At 47.8% G+C, this 17,856-nt stretch carries 14 protein-coding genes and 4 pseudogenes; 9 read left to right on the plus strand and 9 right to left on the minus strand.

The window, feature by feature from the left end:
• The first annotated feature begins 98 nt into the window (after positions 1–98).
• Together NST20_RS02425 and NST20_RS02430 are read left to right on the plus strand one after the other, a co-directional pair.
• Positions 99–644, plus strand: coding sequence for a GbsR/MarR family transcriptional regulator (locus tag NST20_RS02425; RefSeq protein ID WP_013858383.1), 546 nt, complete (start codon positions 99–101; stop codon positions 642–644).
• Positions 645–658: 14 nt separating this feature from the next.
• Complete coding sequence (locus tag NST20_RS02430; protein WP_029142384.1) at positions 659–1,219, plus strand: maltose acetyltransferase domain-containing protein; 561 nt, start codon at positions 659–661, stop codon at positions 1,217–1,219.
• A gap of 272 nt (positions 1,220–1,491) precedes the next feature.
• On the opposite strand, the pseudogene NST20_RS02435 reads toward NST20_RS02430, so the two are convergent.
• The 3 genes and pseudogenes from NST20_RS02435 to NST20_RS02445 all read right to left on the minus strand — a co-directional run.
• Positions 1,492–2,193: pseudogene (locus NST20_RS02435) on the minus strand (SDR family NAD(P)-dependent oxidoreductase); the annotation flags it as partial.
• Positions 2,194–2,367: 174 nt separating this feature from the next.
• Positions 2,368–2,661, minus strand: a complete 294-nt coding sequence (locus NST20_RS02440; protein WP_017551903.1) for a hypothetical protein — start codon at positions 2,659–2,661, stop codon at positions 2,368–2,370.
• A gap of 149 nt (positions 2,662–2,810) precedes the next feature.
• On the minus strand, positions 2,811–3,383 hold the full coding sequence (locus NST20_RS02445) for a cupin domain-containing protein (protein ID WP_328196995.1): 573 nt from the start codon (positions 3,381–3,383) through the stop codon (positions 2,811–2,813).
• Between the two features lie 303 nt (positions 3,384–3,686).
• On the opposite strand from NST20_RS02445, the gene NST20_RS02450 reads away from it, so the two are divergent.
• The 4 genes and pseudogenes from NST20_RS02450 to NST20_RS02465 all read left to right on the plus strand — a co-directional run.
• Entirely contained in the window at positions 3,687–4,502 is an 816-nt protein-coding gene (locus tag NST20_RS02450; protein WP_013858392.1) for an SGNH/GDSL hydrolase family protein, read from the plus strand.
• Positions 4,503–5,366: 864 nt separating this feature from the next.
• Complete coding sequence (locus NST20_RS02455) at positions 5,367–6,083, plus strand: MBL fold metallo-hydrolase (protein WP_327077004.1); 717 nt, start codon at positions 5,367–5,369, stop codon at positions 6,081–6,083.
• 549 nt (positions 6,084–6,632) lie between these two features.
• A pseudogene (locus tag NST20_RS02460) lies at positions 6,633–7,796 on the plus strand (IS3 family transposase).
• A 207-nt stretch (positions 7,797–8,003) separates the two neighbouring features.
• Positions 8,004–8,150: pseudogene (locus NST20_RS02465) on the plus strand (DUF4351 domain-containing protein); the annotation flags it as partial.
• Positions 8,151–8,305: 155 nt separating this feature from the next.
• Here NST20_RS02465 and NST20_RS02470 read toward each other — a convergent pair.
• Complete coding sequence (locus tag NST20_RS02470) at positions 8,306–9,529, minus strand: IS110 family transposase (protein ID WP_237349286.1); 1,224 nt, start codon at positions 9,527–9,529, stop codon at positions 8,306–8,308.
• Positions 9,530–9,761: 232 nt separating this feature from the next.
• Here NST20_RS02470 and NST20_RS02475 point away from each other — a divergent pair, with 232 nt between their 5' ends.
• Both NST20_RS02475 and NST20_RS02480 read left to right on the plus strand, forming a co-directional pair.
• Positions 9,762–10,253, plus strand: a complete 492-nt coding sequence (locus tag NST20_RS02475) for a hypothetical protein (protein ID WP_342399996.1) — start codon at positions 9,762–9,764, stop codon at positions 10,251–10,253.
• Between the two features lie 127 nt (positions 10,254–10,380).
• Entirely contained in the window at positions 10,381–10,545 is a 165-nt protein-coding gene (locus NST20_RS02480) for a hypothetical protein (RefSeq protein ID WP_013858399.1), read from the plus strand.
• 203 nt (positions 10,546–10,748) lie between these two features.
• Here NST20_RS02480 and NST20_RS02485 read toward each other — a convergent pair whose 3' ends face one another.
• From NST20_RS02485 to nadB, 4 genes are all read right to left on the minus strand, one after another.
• Entirely contained in the window at positions 10,749–11,831 is a 1,083-nt protein-coding gene (locus NST20_RS02485; RefSeq protein WP_342399997.1) for an iron-containing alcohol dehydrogenase family protein, read from the minus strand.
• Positions 11,832–12,077: 246 nt separating this feature from the next.
• Entirely contained in the window at positions 12,078–13,175 is a 1,098-nt protein-coding gene (gene nadA / locus NST20_RS02490) for a quinolinate synthase NadA (protein WP_342399998.1), read from the minus strand.
• Complete coding sequence (nadC, locus tag NST20_RS02495; RefSeq protein WP_035191137.1) at positions 13,172–14,023, minus strand: carboxylating nicotinate-nucleotide diphosphorylase; 852 nt, start codon at positions 14,021–14,023, stop codon at positions 13,172–13,174. Before nadC ends, nadA begins: the two co-directional genes overlap by 4 nt.
• Positions 13,992–15,584, minus strand: coding sequence for an L-aspartate oxidase (gene nadB, locus NST20_RS02500; RefSeq protein WP_342399999.1), 1,593 nt, complete (start codon positions 15,582–15,584; stop codon positions 13,992–13,994). Before nadB ends, nadC begins: the two co-directional genes overlap by 32 nt.
• An 83-nt stretch (positions 15,585–15,667) precedes the next feature.
• Between nadB and NST20_RS02505 the strand changes: the two genes are divergently transcribed.
• Positions 15,668–16,813 carry an IscS subfamily cysteine desulfurase gene (locus tag NST20_RS02505; protein ID WP_342400000.1) on the plus strand — a complete coding sequence of 382 codons (1,146 nt, stop codon included), beginning with the start codon at positions 15,668–15,670 and terminating at the stop codon, positions 16,811–16,813.
• Positions 16,814–16,989: 176 nt separating this feature from the next.
• On the opposite strand, the pseudogene NST20_RS02510 reads toward NST20_RS02505, so the two are convergent.
• Positions 16,990–17,768: pseudogene (locus NST20_RS02510) on the minus strand (IS982 family transposase); the annotation flags it as partial.
• Between the last annotated feature and the right edge of the window lie 88 nt (positions 17,769–17,856).

Here is a 17,856-nt window from a genome sequence, read left to right on the forward strand (position 1 = left end):
GATGATATATATTGTAATTGAAGGCGATTTGTTATTCATTTTTTACGGTACCTTTTTCCGGCATTTGAAAAAGCGGCCAAAAGGAGCATTTCTAAGAGATGGAAGAAAAGACGTTGGACAAGGTTGTCCAGGCGAAGGAACAATATATCGAAAAAATTGCGGACCATATTCGTGCTTTCGGCATCCCGCCAACCGTCGGGCGTGTCCTCGGCATTATCTATATGAACCACAGGCCGATGACACTCGATGAATTGTCCCAGGCAACAGGCATGAGCAAGACAAGGATGAGCCAGGTAGTCCGCGAAATGGTCGATATGAATATCGCAGAAAAAGTGTTTGAAAAAGGGGTCCGGAAAGATCTTTACAATGTCGGCCTCGATTTTTACGACACGTTTGTTACCATTTTCACGTCCAATTTGCAGAAAATCATTCACCGCAACAAATTTTTTGAAAAAAAATTTGCGCGTGAATTGGCGGAACTGAAGGCCAATGAAGAACTGCCGCCGGAAATGGAAAAACAGCTGAATAACTTCTTAAATGAACTCGGCAATCTTGCGGAATATTATGATTGGCTTTCGCGGCTTGTGGATTTTTTTGAGAGCGGAAAAATTTTTGAATATGTACCGAAGAAAAAACAGGGATAAACGGAGGCCGGCCCATGAGTACAGAAAAAGAAAAAATGATTGCCGGGAAGTTGTACAATGCGGGAGACCCGGAACTCGCGCAGGCGAGGCTTAATGCAAGACGCCTCGTCCGTACGTTCAATGAAACGGACGAAACCGATTTGGAAACCCGGACAGCATTGTTGAAAAAATTATTCGGTTCGACGGGGGAATGCCTCTTTATCGAATCTGATTTCCGCTGCGATTACGGGTTTAACATTCATGTCGGGGAGAATTTTTATGCGAATTTCGATTGTGTAATTCTAGACGGGGGACCGGTTGAAATCGGGAAAAACTGCATGCTGGCGCCGGGTGTCCATATTTATACGGCAACACATCCGCTTGATGCAAAAACACGCGTGTCCGGCCTGGAGTTGACCAAACCGGTGAAAATTGGCGATAACGTCTGGATCGGCGGACGCGCGGTGATTAACCCGGGCGTTACGATCGGCAACAACGCGGTGATCGCTTCCGGAGCCGTCGTGGTCAAAGATGTGCCCGACAATGCAGTCGTCGGCGGAAACCCGGCGCGGATCATCAAGATGGCGGAATCATAAGGGAGGCGGCGCCTTCCTTTTTTGTCGATGCAAGAAGGGATGCAAGCCTGGTATCAACGAAACGCCATGGGAAACCCGGGAAGTTGGGAAAAGCCGGGAGAGCAGTTAAAGCCAGGGAAAAGAGAGGACGTGGAAAAAACACTCTCAAAATTGGGGTTATGTAAACATAGCCTATCGAGTGACCAGAATCAGTGAAAACTGGCGGCCATCAGTAAAAAAACAGCGGAATGTCAACCATAACAAGCCACCCTGCGGTCAAGGTGGCTTGCCCCTTAATCTTTTTGCCTGGCTGAAACGGCAGCCCAGAGCGCTGCCCCGACAAATGCAGCTATGGCGGCTGATGCAAGCGGATATTTGCTCATCTTGACATAATAACTGTTTCTGCGCATCCAGCCTTTATTCGTGCCCCGTTCATGCAGGCCGTAACCCGGATGGTAGAGGGCGCTGTCCGCTTTCGACTTTGACGGCCGGTCGCTGTGCTGCGTCCGGTACATGGTCAGCTCCATTAATTTATCCATGAACCGTGGCAAGAAGCGGCCTAAGACTGCGACCATTTTTGCCTGCGATCCGACATACATATCCCGCTTCGGGTGCTCGGCTGCAAACAGGATGGCTTCCGCGACGGCTTGAGGCGGGTAAATCATGGACATATAATGCGCCGGTTGTTTCTTAAGGTAGCTGCACGCATGCTCATTATACGGCGTATCGATCCGGCCGGGGTGAACGAGCGTAATCGAAACGGGCGCATGCTCTTTTTCAAGTTCCATCCGGATGCTTTCCGTAAAACCGTGCAACGCAAATTTAGAGGAAGCATAGGTGGACTGGATGACGGTTCCGCGGTCGCCGAACAGGCTGCCGATATTGATCACAGCGCCGGGCACGCCGCGGCTTTTGTAATGCTGGACGGCTAACCTTGTCCCGTATACGGCGCCCCAGAAATTCGTGTCATACATGCGTTTCATGTCTTCAATGCTGAAGGGATGCATGGGAGAAATTGCTGAAACCGCGATTGCGGAATCATTTGGAGAGTATTGGCTTCCTTGGCCAAAATCGTTGCCCGGTTCGCGCTACATGGATGGAATAACAGAAAAACCTTGGAAAATCCAAGGTTTGAATGGAGCACGATGCTGTTTTTAAAAATCTGCCTTTTAAAATGGATCATTATTTTCCGTTTCAGAGAAAGACTCAATGGCATGCTCAAGGGCGTTGTATGCCTGGCCGAATGCGCCTGCCGCCGAATCAGTACCTGCATGGCGGTGTTCCGGGATCGAATGCTTCGCCTGTTCGATCGCCGTAATGGCATCTTCAATCATCGTCCCTTTGTCCCCGTACTGCTGGCGGGCATCCTGAAGCTGCCGGATGCAGGCATCTAAATCTGCTGAATCGGGATGATTATAAGCGTTTTCGAGCTTTTCCTTCACTTGTTCCAAAATTTCCTTCATAATTCACACCCATTTCTGTAAAGAATACAAGGCTAGTCTTTCAAGTTGGGTTTCATTTTATGCAATATGGAATGCAAACGAGAAAGAAATTTCATCTTTTGCGCTGGAACCAGCCTGCCCTGGAGGCCTTTCTGCCCGCGAACTGCCGCTTATCTTGCTTTGCCGCCCGGTTCAGGGGTCCAGTAGGAAAAAAGCGGCCCGTTTTTTCCAAACACGGGATCGGTTTCCGGCATGCCGGTTTTGCGGATATTTTCGCGCAAGGTTTCATCTGCCCTCATTTGGGTATCATAATCCTGCCCGCCCGGATAACCCCCTGTCACCGCGAACCCGCCTCCTGACTCAATCCGTTTATGCCCGGTTCCGGCCGGCAACAGCACACAATCACCTTCAGAAATTGTAAAAATTTTACCTTGAGGGCCGCCAAGCTGCACTTTGGCATGGCCGCTCCGTACCGCAATCACTTCATGGGAATTGCTGTGGAAATGATGGTAAGGGAAAATGGTCCATACCCAGTTGTTTCCCCAATTATTTTTTTGAAACACTTTCTCAATTTCGTCTGTCCGTCCTTTAAAAACACCGTGGTAAATGAGCACAGGGAGAAACGGATTATTCGGAATACCGCCGTTCTCCTCAAAATAAAATGCAGAAACGTTATCGTTTGCTGCCGTGCCCCCTGCATCTTTGCCGTCTGAAGCTGACATAAATGGAAGCAATCGTTTCATGGTTGTTTCCCCTCCTCTTTTAATCAGGTTTCATGATTTCCCGGCTTCTCGTTCATCTGCACGATACAGGCAGAATTTTCTTTTTGGTATGCTCCGCCCTTGTTATTGTTTTCCCCCCGCCTAACTATCGGAAACTTTCATTTTTTGCCAAAAATCCACGGGCTTTTTTAATAAAGGCATCCATGGTGTAATGGGATACGGCAAAGCAAGTTTTTTTGGATACCCAACCACATCCTATCCTTTTTCCCTCTTACAGGCAAATCTTGTATAATAGTCTCAGAAACCATTCAGGAGGACGGCAGTTTGGGAAAAAAAGGATGGCTCGTCGTTTTATTGTTTTTCATTACGGCTGGTGTGCTGGGAATCGGTAACTGGTATTATCAGGCGAACACCGGAAAAACGATTGAAAAAGCACAGCAGCAATATAAAAAAGACTTGGCAAAAGAAAAGAAGCGCAGCCTGGAGGCAAAGGCAGCAAAGGAAAGCGCGGCAAAACAGATTTACGAAAAACATAAAGGGAAAGAACTGGTGTATTTACCGGTCGGCTCCAGCCTGACAGCAGGGGATTTTGCAACGAAAAAAAGCAAAACGTATGCCGCTTTGTTGGCTGCGCGCATTCACCAAGGCCTTGGATATAAAGTGAAGACCATCAATGGCTACGGCAAGAGCGGGGCCGGCCTGAAGGAACATGGGGCAGACAGTCTTCCCCATATTATTTTCAATCATCCTGATCTTGTGACGATTGAGTTCGGTACATTTGATCTGAACCGGAATGCCAAAAACACTTACGTTTCTGCCGGCCAATTTAAGAAAGATCTCGAACATTTTGTGGATGAAATCAGAAAGAGTACCGGCAAGAAAACAAAAATCATTTTGCTCACCACCTGGAACAGCGGGCAGTTGTCTTTTACTTATGACCGCGCCATTGAAGAGGTGGGGAAAGCAAAGGGTGTTCCTGTTGCCAATATTGAATCTGTCTGGCTGAACCGTTCCGATACACACGGCCAGAAAGGAGAGAAAGCGGCCACGGGCAAAAGCGATGGCTGGCTTGCCAATGACAAAGGGCATAAAGAAATTGCAAATACGGTGTACAAAAAAGCGTATGGGCTGTTAAAGTAAAATACTGGCTGCTTTTCGGAAGGGCAACCCCCGGTCTTTTGGCAGGCGCTCAAGGATTGTGAATATATCGCCCTGTCTTTCAGAAGGCTATCTCTGAAAGACAGGGCTTCTTGCTGTTTCCGGATAAATCACCCCAGTGAAAAACGAATTGTTCGTAATATAAAACAATTTGTTCTCAATATATTTTTAAAAAGCAAGGAAAACAAAGGAATGTTGCGAAAAAGAAAGTATTTTGTTCGTTATTACGAAAAAATGGCGCCGCTTTCAGCTGCATTTATTTTGAGAGACAGTTGATGCAATGCCCATTGTAATTCGGGCTTGCTGAATAAGCAAAAGTCCTAGACTTGGTAAGGATACTGACAGCTTTGGCCGAACTTTAAATGCAAGGGTTTTATAAAAAATGCAGGAAAAACTTTGCACTCTAAAGCTGATTCAACATACAGAGAGGACAGAATAAAGCATTTTCGCAGATGCATTCTCCTATGATATTGAGGTAGAGCTTGCTGACAAATCAGATACAAGCCATAATCGGATTCGTTCAGCAAGCCCTAATTCGTTATCAAGAACTATCGAGATGCAAAAGGTTAACATGCCGTTTCCAATTGTGGTTTTATAAAGTTGGCGTTGCCGGCGTGGCCGGGAGTTCTTCACCGAGAAACGGATTTAGTACGGTGCTGCCTAATACGGCCACCCATGTTTTTAACGTTCTCGTGCCAGGAGTCCTCCTTTTTCTTATTGGTGCAGCGATGGCGCGCACCAGTGCCATAAGCTCCAGCTTCGGAAGGAATAGCGAAAGGCAGCAGAATAGGGCTGTCTGTTTTTTGTGATAAGATGGAAAAGACAATGCAGATGGGAGGGATTCAATTGAAAAAAATTGCCGAGGGCGTTGCGATGCTGGAAATCAACCTGAACCATTTTATCATTCACCCCACTTTGATCTGGGATGAACAGAAAGCGGTTTTGGTAGATGCCGGCATGCCGGGTTCGCTTGATTTGATCCGTGCAGAAATGGAGAAGGCGGGCGTGCCGTTTGAAAAATTGGACGCAGTTATTCTGACGCACCAGGATATGGATCATATTGGCAGCGTGCCGGAAATATTGGCAGAGTCCGGCCATTCCATTACGGTGTACGCACACGGGCTGGACAAGCCATATATCGAAGGGGAGAGGCTTCTGATCAAAGCGGATCCGGAAAAGATCGATCCGGCAAGATGGGAATCGATGCCGGAAGAAATGAAACAGATGTATTTGAATCCGCCGAAAGCGAAAGTGGACAAAGTGATCGGGGATGGAGAAGTTCTGCCTTTTAGCGGCGGAATAGAGGTGATTTTTACACCGGGGCATACGCCTGGCCATTGCTGCCTGTATCTTAAAAAGAGCAAAACATTGATCGCTGCGGATGCGATGGTTGCAGACAACGGCAAACTGCATGGCCCCAGACAGCAAGTCACGCCTGATATGGGAACCGCAATGGCTTCATTGAAAAAGCTGCTTGATTTTGATATTAAATCCGTCATCTGCTACCACGGCGGCCTGTGCCATGAGAATGTAAATGAACAGATTCGCAAGCTTGCAGAATGAAATAAGAGCGTGGCAAAAAAGCCACGTTCTTATTTCAGTGCGCCGTGCATGGCGATTCGCTAGGCGGTGTAAGTCCGCTATGGGGGTAGGTAGCGACCAACCATTAGCCAAGAGCAAGGGTGTCCATCGTGAGATGGAATCTGAAGGAAGCTGGAGGCAAAATTCTGACCCGAGGAACACGAACATCATTAGGCGTACTCTCACAGGGTAAGGCTGCTGAACAAGTCAAAGCCCAAAAGCTATCCGGATGTGGAAACGTAAATGGTGCGGGTACATGGAATGAAAGTGAATCACCTTACCACGGGAGGTCTCACGGACAGGTGGAAACAGAGTATGAAACCTGGTTGAAACAAGATTTGCCGTGAGAAGTCAGCAGAATCCATAGTACGGAGATGCCTGGGGCATCGAAGGAAGGGCTGAACTAAAGGAAGTGGAAGTCAATGAAAGTTACCGAAGAAACGAACAAATGCAGAAAACAGGATGATGCTAGTATAGTTTCATGGACACCCTTTAGTGAAATATAATATTAACGAAGGGATGTGTCCTGATATGGGTAACACAAGCGAAAAACGTAAAAGTTATCATGCTGAATTTAAAGAAATGGTGGTTGAGCTTTATCAAACTGGAACACCAGTAAAACAGATCTGCAGCGAATATGGCCTGTCTGAAACGACAATCTACAAATGGATCAGAAAACAAAAACCGGTTAAGCTGGATGACGGGAGCTCTTTTACCCCGGAAGAATTTCTGAACCTGCAAAAAGAATTGCACCGGCTGAAAGAGGAAAACGAAATCTTAAAAAAAGCTATGGCCATATTCGCAAAGAAGTAGATCAAACCACTGTTATATCCATGATTGACGAGATAAGAGCCAAACACCATTATGACCTTAAAACCATGTGTACAGTCCTTGGCGTGCCGAGAAGTACCTACTATCAATCCAAACAAAAAAAAAGAGTCAAAAACAAAACGGGAAAACCGGGAGTTGACAGACAGAATACGAAAAATCCATACGGAAAGCAAGCAGAGGTACGGAGCGCCGAAGATCCGCCATATGCTTGAAAAAGAAGGGCTCAAAGTCAGCCTGAAACGGGTTCAGCGTTTGATGAAGGCTGCAGGCATTTATTCCATTATCAGAAAAAAGTACCGTCCCCATTCCAATAAGGGCAAGATGGAAGAACACGATAACCTGCTGAACCAGGACTTCTCAACGACAACCATTAACGAGAAATGGGTTACGGATATTACGTACATTCATACTTTGAGAGACGGTTGGTGCTACCTGGCTTCCGTAATGGATTTACATTCCAGAAAGATTGTCGGTTACGCTTTTGACCGCCACATGACGACTGAACTGGCTTTAAAGGCAGTAGAAAACGCTTATCAGGCACAACGTCCAGGTCCGGGATTGATCTTGCATTCTGATTTGGGATCCCAGTATACAAGCGAGAAATTTGCAGAATACATGGAAAAGAAGCAGTTCAAACACTCCTTCAGTAAAAAAGGTTGCCCATACGATAACGCCTGCATTGAGTCTTTCCATGCAATTCTGAAAAAAGAAGAGATCTACAGAGTCAACTATTTGAACTTTCAAGCTGCCAGAAGAGCCTTATTCGAATTTATAGAAGGCTGGTACAATCGGAAACGGATTCATAGCTGCTTGGGCTATATGACGCCACAAGAAACAGAAGACAGTATCAAAGGGGCAGCGTAGTGCTCTTCACAATTTTACAAGCATCCGCTTTACATGGAGTGGCGGGGCGTGGTAGGCTTGTTTGCCATGCGAAAGAAATCATTGCCCCTTTCGCCCTTCGCATAACACCACGCCCGCAGAGGCTCCATGTCAAGCGACCAGCGATGTCATGAAAAATATGGCATGAGATCAAAATTAAATTTCACTTATTGGTGTCCAAAATATTGACTTAAATCCAAAATGGGGTATACAAAAAAAGAAAAAGTACAGGTAAAAGTAGAGTTCTTAAGAATGATGGCCCGCATGGAACTCGACCCGGCAAGAATGGCACTCATCTATGGATTTTTTGATTCTTATTTTAAATTAACGGATAAGTCCTACGGTGTGATGTCAAGGGTTAAAAACAAGTGAATTGGAAATTTTGTTGGCTCTATGTCATAAAAATGGCAATACTGAACTAAGCCTCCAGATAATTGGAATAATCTGGAAGTTTTCAAGTTCAGGCTATCGATGATGGTTACCTGGTTACCTCATCGCGTCACCTTCTTTTTCGGCGCATAAATTTGATCGTTGCGGAGCAGCGCATCGATCAGGCGCACCAGTTTTCTTGCCGTTAAGACGAGGGCGCGTTTGTGTGAGTGCTTATGCACCTCACGATATTTCTTTTGGTAAAAGGCGCGGTACTCAGGTTCGTGTCGCCGGACCAGATTGGCAGCCTCAACCAGGTAATACCGGAGATAACGATTGCCTGTACGCGCAAGCATTTTGTCATCAGCCTCAAAATCACCCGATTGGTGGCGGGGCCAGAACAATCCGGCAAATTTTGCGATCGCGGCTTGGTCGTCAAAGCGCTCAATGTCGCCGATTTCAGCGAGAATCCCAGCACAGCTCACCGGGCCTATTCCCGGAATGGTCTGGAGGGTATTCGGGATTCCATCAAGAACGCGGGCAATCGCCTTATCCAAATCCTTGATTTGGCGTTTAAGATGCCGGATGATCTCAATAGAACTGCCCAGGACCAAGTCAATCGAATCCTCCACACATTTAGAAAGCCGGTAAGAGGACCGGGCAGCTTTTTGGATGGATGCGGCCAAATCCTCGGGATCGCTAAAGCGGCCATGGCCTTTGGTCTGGAGATACATCGCTAAGTCCTCCAGAGGCATTTGGGCAATTTCATCGAGGCTATAGGCCTCAAGCAAAAATTCCGTTATGGCATGGCCGAAGACCGATGTATCCACTTCAAGGTTAAAGGCACTGAATTTGAAAAACAGATGATTCAAAAATACCTGTTGTTCCCGGGTTAAACTTTGAATCAGGTGATAGCGCATCCGTGTTAACCGTTGAAGGGCAAGGTATTGTTCTGACTGAATCACGGATTTCGGCAATCTCCCGAAACGCAAGCGGTCCGCAATTACCCAGGCATCTTTGGGATCGGTCTTGTCCATCTCGGCATAAGCCTTTTTGAAATTTCTCACCAGCTTCGGATTCAGGGTAAACACCTTTGTACGACGCTGTTTCAGCTCGGGATCTTCATGGAAAAACATTGCCGGGTGCCAACTATACACAGATGTGGCCTCCATGGCGATCTGGATGGTGTCATCCGCCTCCGCATGTTGGAGGATGGTGTCTCTTAACTCAGAGGCACCGGGAAGATTGTTTGTCACCGTTTGGGTGGCTAACGTTTCCCCCATTCCATCCATCAGGCAGGCATCGAGGTTTTTGGAGCTCACGTCAATACCGACAAATAAGGGCATATGATTTCCTCCTCTCTGTATTGGGATCGATGGAATCGGACGCTTCGGGATATCCCCAGATGGCTTGCCGATCTGTCAGCCTCGCGTATGAGAACTCATCCGGGCCGTGGGCTGCCTGGAACTGCTCATTTCCAGCACGGAGATCCGGAGGAACGGCCTACGGGTTAGACGTTCAAGCAAGAACCTGGGGATGCAGACTTTTCGAGTAGTCAGGCTACAAGGAGGGGAAGCATTGACCCAAACGATCCTAAGACCATTATCCGGGAACATCGCGAAGCGTCCAAGTCCGAACTTGTATTCCGGGCTCGCCCGGAATACAAAATCTTATATTCACTTGTCAATGAGCAGCAGAATGAACTGGAAATTGACATCCACTTTGGATTTAAACTTATTATACGAGGAGGATGAACTTGTGATGTCAAGCATTAAAAATCTGGATCCGCAAGAAGCCGACCAAATCCTGCGCCTGCCAAATTCCTTTTACGACAAAGGGTACAAAAAAGGGAAGGAAGAAGGAAAAGAAGAAGGAAAAGAAGAAGGAAAAGAAGAAGGATTGAAAGAGGGGTTGAAAGAAGGGGAAAGGAGAGCGGCATTAAGGATTGCCAAAAGAATGCTGGAAGAGAACCAGGATCTGGCATCAATCGCAAAATACACCGGGATGGCAGAGGAAGAATTGAAAAAGCTGAAACAGAGCGGAGCAACCAGACTTAAGTGTGATCAATAAATACACTGGGTTGCCGGAAGAAGAAATTCAAAATTTTAAAATAGAACCGAGCAATCGGCTGCAATCGCATAAATTGTGAGCATCCGTGGAAAACTAGCCGCATCACTTCAATAAGGATGTGGAGAGAGTGGAAAAAGAGAACGGACGTGTTGAGCCGACACTTGCGACTGGCCTTGACGACCAGGAAGAGCTCGACCAAAAAGCAACGCCGGAAGAAATAGCAAAAGGTGAATATACGAAAGTGGTCAGATTGTCTCTGGATGAAGCAGATCCAAGTAAGGGTGAAGATTAATATGGCATCGAATTTTTTGGCAGGCCTAATTGCCTCCATAACTGCATTTTAAATCGCGATCCCGTATGAAAGTTCGCTATGGCGGCCATTTCTATTGCAAGTGATGCAAACAGAAAAGGCGGAAACTTTGAAAAAATGGTGCAACAAACGGATTGCATTTAAGCAGGGTGAAGGCGGCCTTGTTCCGGGGCCGCCCGTGCCAATCATTTGATATCAGCCTTTTCAGTCGTGAGCTGTTCGATTGTTTCCATTGCTTTTGCAATTTGCGCCTTCGTAAAGCTGCCAAGCAGGCGAAAGGATTCTTCGGGTTTTGCGGCATATGCTGCGACTTTTTCAATGGCCGCGCCATGATTTTCCGTCACATGCAGTGTATCCAGATTATAAGGAAAACCGAGTTTTTGATACAACGGAAGCAGTTTTTTCACTTCATTGATATCGCCTGTTGCCGCTAATTGGACAAGGATGCCGTAAGCCACTTTGGAACCGTGCAGAATGGAATGCGTTTCCGGCAGTAAGGTCAGCCCGTTATGGATGGCGTGGGCCCCAGCCATTCTTCCGTATTCGCCGGCAAAGCCGCCGACTGTCCCAGCCGCGCCAATGATAATTTCAACTATATTGCGGAAAGCGTCGGTTATCTTCCCTTCGTTTCGGTCGTGTAATGCCTGCTCACTGTCGCGCAAGATCCCTTCATAAATCGCTTTTGCGGAGCGGAGGCCGAGTTCGACCATCACCGGCAAATGTTTCATGGAACGGGTGATGCCTTCTGCTTCATACCATTTGGCTAAAGAATCGCCAATTCCGCCCAGCAAATATTCGGCCGGTGCGTTCAGGAGAATACGCAAATCGATCAGGGTTAAAAAGGCGGAACGTTTGTAATAAGCGACATGACTGAATGAGCCGTCTTCATGATAAACAGCGGATAAAGGTGTATAACCGGCACACGTTCCGGCTAGCGTTGGAACGAGCACGACTTCACAGTTGAGCAGTTCTGCTGTTCCCTTTGCCGTATCGAGCACTTTGCCGCCGCCAATCCCGACGATGACATCTGCACGGCCTGCCTGTTCCGCCAGTTTTGCCATGTTTTTCTCACTTGCAGTATGATCGTACCGGAGTACCGGCCAGTTTTGCGGTATTGACGCAAATTTTTGAAATGCTTTGAATGATTTTACCCCGGTAATGACAACCGGATATTTGAATTCTTCCAGCTTTTCTTCCAAATATTTGGCTGCATCCTCTTCACATATGTATTGGTTTGGACCGCTTCTTATGACTTGGCTTAGACGCATTTTACAGGACCTCCGTGATATAAAAATTTGATGTATGTCCAGCTTACGCCTAAATAGGTTTTATTTCAATAATTTTTTCATCATTCAGCTATTAATATATCAATGGTTCGATTACCGGGAGTTGCAAAAGAAAAGTGTGGTTTTAAAGCAAACAGACTCAGGAATCTGCCAAAAAGACAAAAAGGGGTTCCCGCAGTAACCGGGGCCCCTGAGTCCAAGCACGTGCCAATTTGAAACCGGGAATTATTAAAGTTTTAACATCCGCTCTAATGCCAACACCGCATCCCGCGCTGTGTTTTCCTCTACTTTGATCACGTTTGTTTCTTTGCCCTCGACAATATTTTCCAGCGACCATAAAAGATGCGGCAGGTCGATCCGGTTCATGGTCAGGCACGGGCACATGACCGGATTTAACGAAATAATCTTTTTATCCGGATGATTTTTGATCAGGCGCTGCACCAGGTTCATTTCAGTGCCAATTGCCCAGGCGCTCCCGGCGGGCGCGTTTTCAATCGTATCAATGATGTATTTTGTGGAGCCGCTGAAATCTGACAGGGCAACCACTTCATGCGCACATTCCGGATGGACAATGATTTGCATATCCGGATATTTCGCGCGCACGAATTCGATATTTTTGATGGTAAAGTGCTCGTGCACGGAGCAGTGCCCTTTCCATAAAATGACTTTCGCATTTTCCAGCGCACCTTCGTAGATAAGATCGTTCCGGATCGGGTCCCAGACGGCCATATCTGCGAGATCCACGCCCAAATCATATGCGGTATTCCGGCCAAGATGCTGGTCTGGTAAAAAGAAAATCCGTTCTTTCTGGGTGAAGGCCCACTTGACCATTTTTTTCGCATTCGAAGAGGTAACGGTTGCCCCGCCGTTGCGCCCGACAAATGCTTTAATCGCTGCTGTGGAGTTGACATAGGTAAGCGGCAGTATCGTATCGCCAAACAAAGATTGCAACATGTCCCATGCCCGTTCCGTCTGATGGATGTCGGCCATGTCTGCCATTGAGCAGCCTGCACGCATGTCGGGGAGAATGACGGTTTGTTCCGCCGATGTTAACATATCCGCCGTTTCCGCCATAAAATGTACACCGCAAAACACAATGTATTTGGCATTGCGGTTTTTTGCCGAAATTTGCGCGAGCTGCAGCGAATCACCGGCTGCATCGGCAAACTGGTATACTTCTTCACGCTGGTAGTGGTGGCACGGGAGGAAAAGTTGCGCACCCATTTCTTTTTTGATGTCCCAAACCCGGTTTTCCATTTCTTCTTGCGTAAGGGACTGATATTTTTCCGGCAAAGTCGTAAGCTGTAACGTTTCCAGCAGGCTCATAAAGCAACCTCCTTCGTATTTTCCACGATTGCACTGATATCAAGTATTTGATAGGAATGGGTCAAAAATCCGAGCGAGATCCAATCGACGCCGGTTTCAGCATAGCTCCGGATATTTTCCATTGTGATGCCGCCTGATGCTTCCGTCGCAATATGGGGCGGCACGAGCGGCAGCCATTCGCAGATTTCTTCCGGTGTGCGGTTGTCAAACATGATGATGTCGGCACCGGCACGGACAGCCTCAAGCAGATGGTCCTTTGTTTCAATTTCGACTTCAATTTTTACGGTATGCCCGATGGATGCTTTCACTGTTTCCACGGCTTTTGTGATGCTGCCGGCAAATGCGATATGGTTGTCTTTCAGCATGACACAGTCGTACAGCCCGCGCCGGTGGTTGAATCCGCCGCCTGCTTTGACGGCGTATTTTTCAAGCATCCGGAGGCCGGGGGTTGTCTTTCTTGTATCGCAAATCTTTGCGTGGGTGCCTTCCGTCTCGCGGACTGCTGCGTTTGTGGTTGTTGCAATGCCCGACATGCGCTGGATGAGATTCAGGATTACCCGCTCTCCGGAAAGGAGGCTTACAATGGGGCCGCGAATTTCCGCAATAGCTGCCCCTTTTTCAATCCGGGCGCCATCCCTGGGAAAAATACGCGGTCTCACCGTACCGTCCAGAATGCGGAAACCTTCTTCTATCACATCCTTTCCACAGAAAATCCCGTTTTGTTTTGCAATAAACGTTAATTTGCCCGGCTGATCCGGCGAAAAAATATATTCCGTATTGATATCGCCTTCCCCAATGTCTTCCATGAAAAAATGTTTAAGCATGGATTGAAGTTGGAGCTTGTTCATAAAGTCCCCTCCGTGTGATTAAGCCTTTGTTTTTTGCATGAATGAGATGGACACCCTGCCAGCCGCTGCTTTCATCCGGGTAATCGGCGCGGATATGGGCGCCGCGCGATTCTTTCCGGCAAAGCGCCGATTGTGTGATGAGCAAGCTGTTGGTAAACATAAAGACTTTTTCCATTTCTTCCTTTGCAAGATGGCCGAGTGAAAAAGCGGAAAACGTATCAGCCCCACGAGCTTGCAGCCACTGCAAAAGATGCCGCAACCCGGTTTCTGAGCGGATCACGCCGGCATTTTCCATCATTTTTTGCTTCAATGCTACGGTGTCCAGCCTGCGGGCGATTTCCGGATTTAAAGGAGGACGGACGATTTCTGCTGTTTCGCCGCCCGATGCTTCAGGTTTTAATGCATTTAAAAACGCTGCGAGCCGTTTGCCGAATACGAGCCCTTCCAAAAGCGAATTGCTGGCGAGCCGGTTTGCACCGTGTACGCCGCTTGCCGCTGCTTCCCCGATGGCATACAGCCCGTTTACCGTTGTTCTGCCATATGTATCCACTACGATGCCGCCCATAAAGAAATGGCTGCCCGGGACAACAGGCAACAGGCCGGAATGGATATCAATGCCGCTTTCCCGGCAAATCCGGGAAATGGTCGGGAACCTTTTTTCAAAGTGTTTGATTTTACGGATGTTCAGAAAAACTTTCTTTCCGCTATGAATCGTTTGATGAATTTGGTGGGCGACCACATGCCTGGGTGCCAGGTCTTTTAACGGGTGGACACCTGCCATGACAAGTGATCCGTTTTCGTCCACGAGCACTGCACCTTCTCCGCGGACGGCTTCGGACACAAGGCCTTTCGCGCGGCCTTCCGCATACAATAATGTCGGGTGAAACTGGACGAACTCCATATCTGCAAGTTCCGCGCCGGCCCGGTATGCCATTGCAATCCCGTCGCCGATGATTTCCGGGTGGTTGGAGGTGAAAGGATACAAGCTCCCAAGCCCGCCGGTTGCGATCACGGTATGATCGGAAAAATAGTGGCGGATGTTGCCGTCGGCCGTTTTTGTTTTTACACCGGTTACGCGTCCTGTTTCTGCGGATACCATGAGTTCAAACGCCAGCTCATGTTCGATAATCCGGACGCTTTTTCCAAGTTGCCCGAGAAGATGCTGAATGACAAATTTTCCGGTTGCATCGCCGCCGCAGTGGAGAATACGGTGCACTGTATGTGCGCCTTCAAGCCCTAAATCAAGCCCGCCGTCCGGCCGCCTGTCTGCGGGAAGCCCGCTTTTTACGAGTTCTTCTGCTACGGCCGCACCCTCTTTTACCAATTTTTCCACTTCTTTTTCATTATGGTGCCGGCAACCCGCCCGGATTGTGTCTTTCACATGGAATTCAAAACGGTCTTCCGGCGAGAGGACGGCTGCGATCCCGCCTTGTGCTTTGTAGGAATTGCTCGTCTTTGTTTGCGACTTTGTAATGATCGTCACATCGTAGCGGCTGTCCAGGTGCACGGCTAATTGCAGAGCGGCAATCCCGCTTCCCAAGATACATATTTTTTCTTTCATCCGTCTCCCTACTTTACATCTGTCTTGACACATATCTTTGCACAAAATTAAACTGAATACAAGTACTTTTTAGGAGGCCAGCCATGTTTTATTTTGATTATGCGGCAACGACAAAAATGAGCGAACGGGCACGGGAGACATTTATGGAAGCAGCCGAATCTTTTTACGGAAACAGTGAAAGCCTGCATGACATCGGGACGGATGCGCGGGCGGTGCTTGAAAAATCGCGGGGCTTGATCAGTGGTTATCTCGGCGTACCGGCTGAAGGGCTGTATTTTACTTCAGGCGGCACGGAGGGGAATTTATTGGCGATTGTTTCGCTTGCAATGGGAGCTTCCGGAAGGGGAAAACATATCCTTTCGTCGATGGCGGAGCATGCGTCCGTCCATTCAGCGCTCGGATTTTTGGAAAGGCTGGGATTTGAAGTGACAAGGCTCCCGTTTACGGAAAAAGGGACGGTGGATTTAAAGAAGCTTGAAGCAGCGATCCGGCCGGACACGGTGCTTGTTTCGGTTCAGCATATTAACCAGGAAATCGGCACCATCCAGCCCATTGAGGAAATTTCCCTGATGGTAAGAAGGCGGGGGATCCTGTTTCATTCCGATTGTGTGCAGTCATTTGGCAAAGCAGATGTAGCACGCATGATCCCTTATGTCGACAGCATTACCCTCTCTTCACACAAAATCCACGGGCCAAAAGGGGTCGGGGCAGTATACATTCACCCCTCTTGCGTCATCGCCCCCGTTTTTCCGTACCTTTCCCATGAAAAGGGGTTCCGCGGCGGGACAGTGAATGTGCCTGGCATTGCCGGATTTGCTGCGGCTGCCGAGGAGATTTTGATAGAAAGTGAGCGGGACTGGGAGTACCGGACCGCGTTAAAAAAGGCATCCGGTGGGACGGTTGTTTTTATAGAGGGGGAACGGGCGATGCAGCTTCCTTCCATCGTCGGCGGTATGATTCCAGGGGTTCAAGGGCAGCTTGTTTTATTGGAGTGCAACAAAGCGGGATTTGCGATCTCAACCGGGAGCGCCTGCCAGGAACATCATGAAGGCGGGAGCAAAGCAGTTGAAGCAATGGGATACGCGGAGGAAGCAATGGATCAGTTTTTCAGAATTTCCTTTGGGCGCCATACAACAAAAGAGGAGATCCTGTCACTCGGAGAAACATTAAAAAAGATTGCGGCTGCGCACAGTGCCGGAACCGCTATGCAAGACCTGTTTGCCCGTTGAATCCGGCGGGGATTATATATAAAGATGGATTAGGGAGTGGCTTGTGTTTCAAGCAGTTGGCAAGACGGAAAGAGGATGAAACAGCTAAGAAAAATATATAAAATTGCAATGAAAATGATTGACAAAATCAATAGATTGTTATTATAATTTAGAAAACCCGTGGTGCTAGTTGGGCGCTAGCGCTCAACTAGCCCAAGTGTGACAAGTGAATATGCCAACAAGATGCCATCTAGTGCTACTTCAAATCCCGCAATCGAATTCGCACGAATGTCTGTCATACGATACTGGTCAACGAGGACGGAGAACACCGTCTCTATCACTTTACGTTTTTGTTTGAGCCATTTCTCCCATGATTCCGATGGGCGGTGTTTCTGGTTTTTGCGAGATGGAGTCCAAAAAGCGATTTGGTACTCTTCATACAACTTTTTTGCAATTCGCTACTGATGAATCCTTTGTCACCCAAGTTATAGAGGTGAGGAATTTGAGTCATGACGGTTTCAGCTGCAGTTCGATCGTGACAGGACGCCTCCGTTACCACGTATCCCATGGGCAGTCCTTGGTTGGTCACCTGAAGATGGAGCTTAAATCCATAGTACCACTGCTTTTTCGATGCACAGAGCCCGATGTCCGCGATTCCTTGAAATCGTTTGACTCGGTACATTCTTGCGGTATGGCACAATTCGAGTGGCACGCTATCTACTACCGCATAGGCGTGGTGTTGTCCACGTTTGGCTAGCTCATGGCGAATCCATTTGATCGCAAAGCGCAGCGCTCGACAACGGCGATTGTATCGAGAACGTTCGAGAAAATGTCCATCCGTAAACAAGTTCCCAGTCACAAAGCGATGCCATGCACGTTCGGAAGAGAAGCCAAGCAGCTTTCCCAAAAGATGAATGGCAATGATCACTGCGTCTTCTTGTTTCACCAAATGACGATTGCGACGTTGAAGATATATAAGTTTCAATAAAGATTTTCCGATTGTTCGATTCTGTTTTCCTCATAACAAGTCATTTTGATAGAATGCGGTGGGCGCTCTACTGGAT

Origin of the sequence: Weizmannia sp. FSL W8-0676 (genome assembly GCF_038593015.1) — a bacterium.
Lineage (GTDB): Bacteria > Bacillota > Bacilli > Bacillales > Bacillaceae_C > Weizmannia > Weizmannia coagulans.

Bases quoted from the DNA above. Each gene is read 5' to 3' on its own strand.
- NST20_RS02425 (WP_013858383.1), top strand. From the start codon at position 99: ATGGAAGAAAAGACGTTGGACAAGGTTGTCCAGGCGAAGGAACAATAT.
- NST20_RS02430 (WP_029142384.1), top strand. From the start codon at position 659: ATGAGTACAGAAAAAGAAAAAATGATTGCCGGGAAGTTGTACAATGCG.
- NST20_RS02440 (WP_017551903.1), bottom strand. From the start codon at position 2,661: ATGAAGGAAATTTTGGAACAAGTGAAGGAAAAGCTCGAAAACGCTTAT.
- NST20_RS02445 (WP_328196995.1), bottom strand. From the start codon at position 3,383: ATGAAACGATTGCTTCCATTTATGTCAGCTTCAGACGGCAAAGATGCA.
- NST20_RS02470 (WP_237349286.1), bottom strand. From the start codon at position 9,529: ATGCCCTTATTTGTCGGTATTGACGTGAGCTCCAAAAACCTCGATGCC.
- NST20_RS02485 (WP_342399997.1), bottom strand. From the start codon at position 11,831: ATGCGTCTAAGCCAAGTCATAAGAAGCGGTCCAAACCAATACATATGT.
- nadA (WP_342399998.1), bottom strand. From the start codon at position 13,175: ATGAGCCTGCTGGAAACGTTACAGCTTACGACTTTGCCGGAAAAATAT.
- nadC (WP_035191137.1), bottom strand. From the start codon at position 14,023: ATGAACAAGCTCCAACTTCAATCCATGCTTAAACATTTTTTCATGGAA.
- nadB (WP_342399999.1), bottom strand. From the start codon at position 15,584: ATGAAAGAAAAAATATGTATCTTGGGAAGCGGGATTGCCGCTCTGCAA.
- NST20_RS02505 (WP_342400000.1), top strand. From the start codon at position 15,668: ATGTTTTATTTTGATTATGCGGCAACGACAAAAATGAGCGAACGGGCA.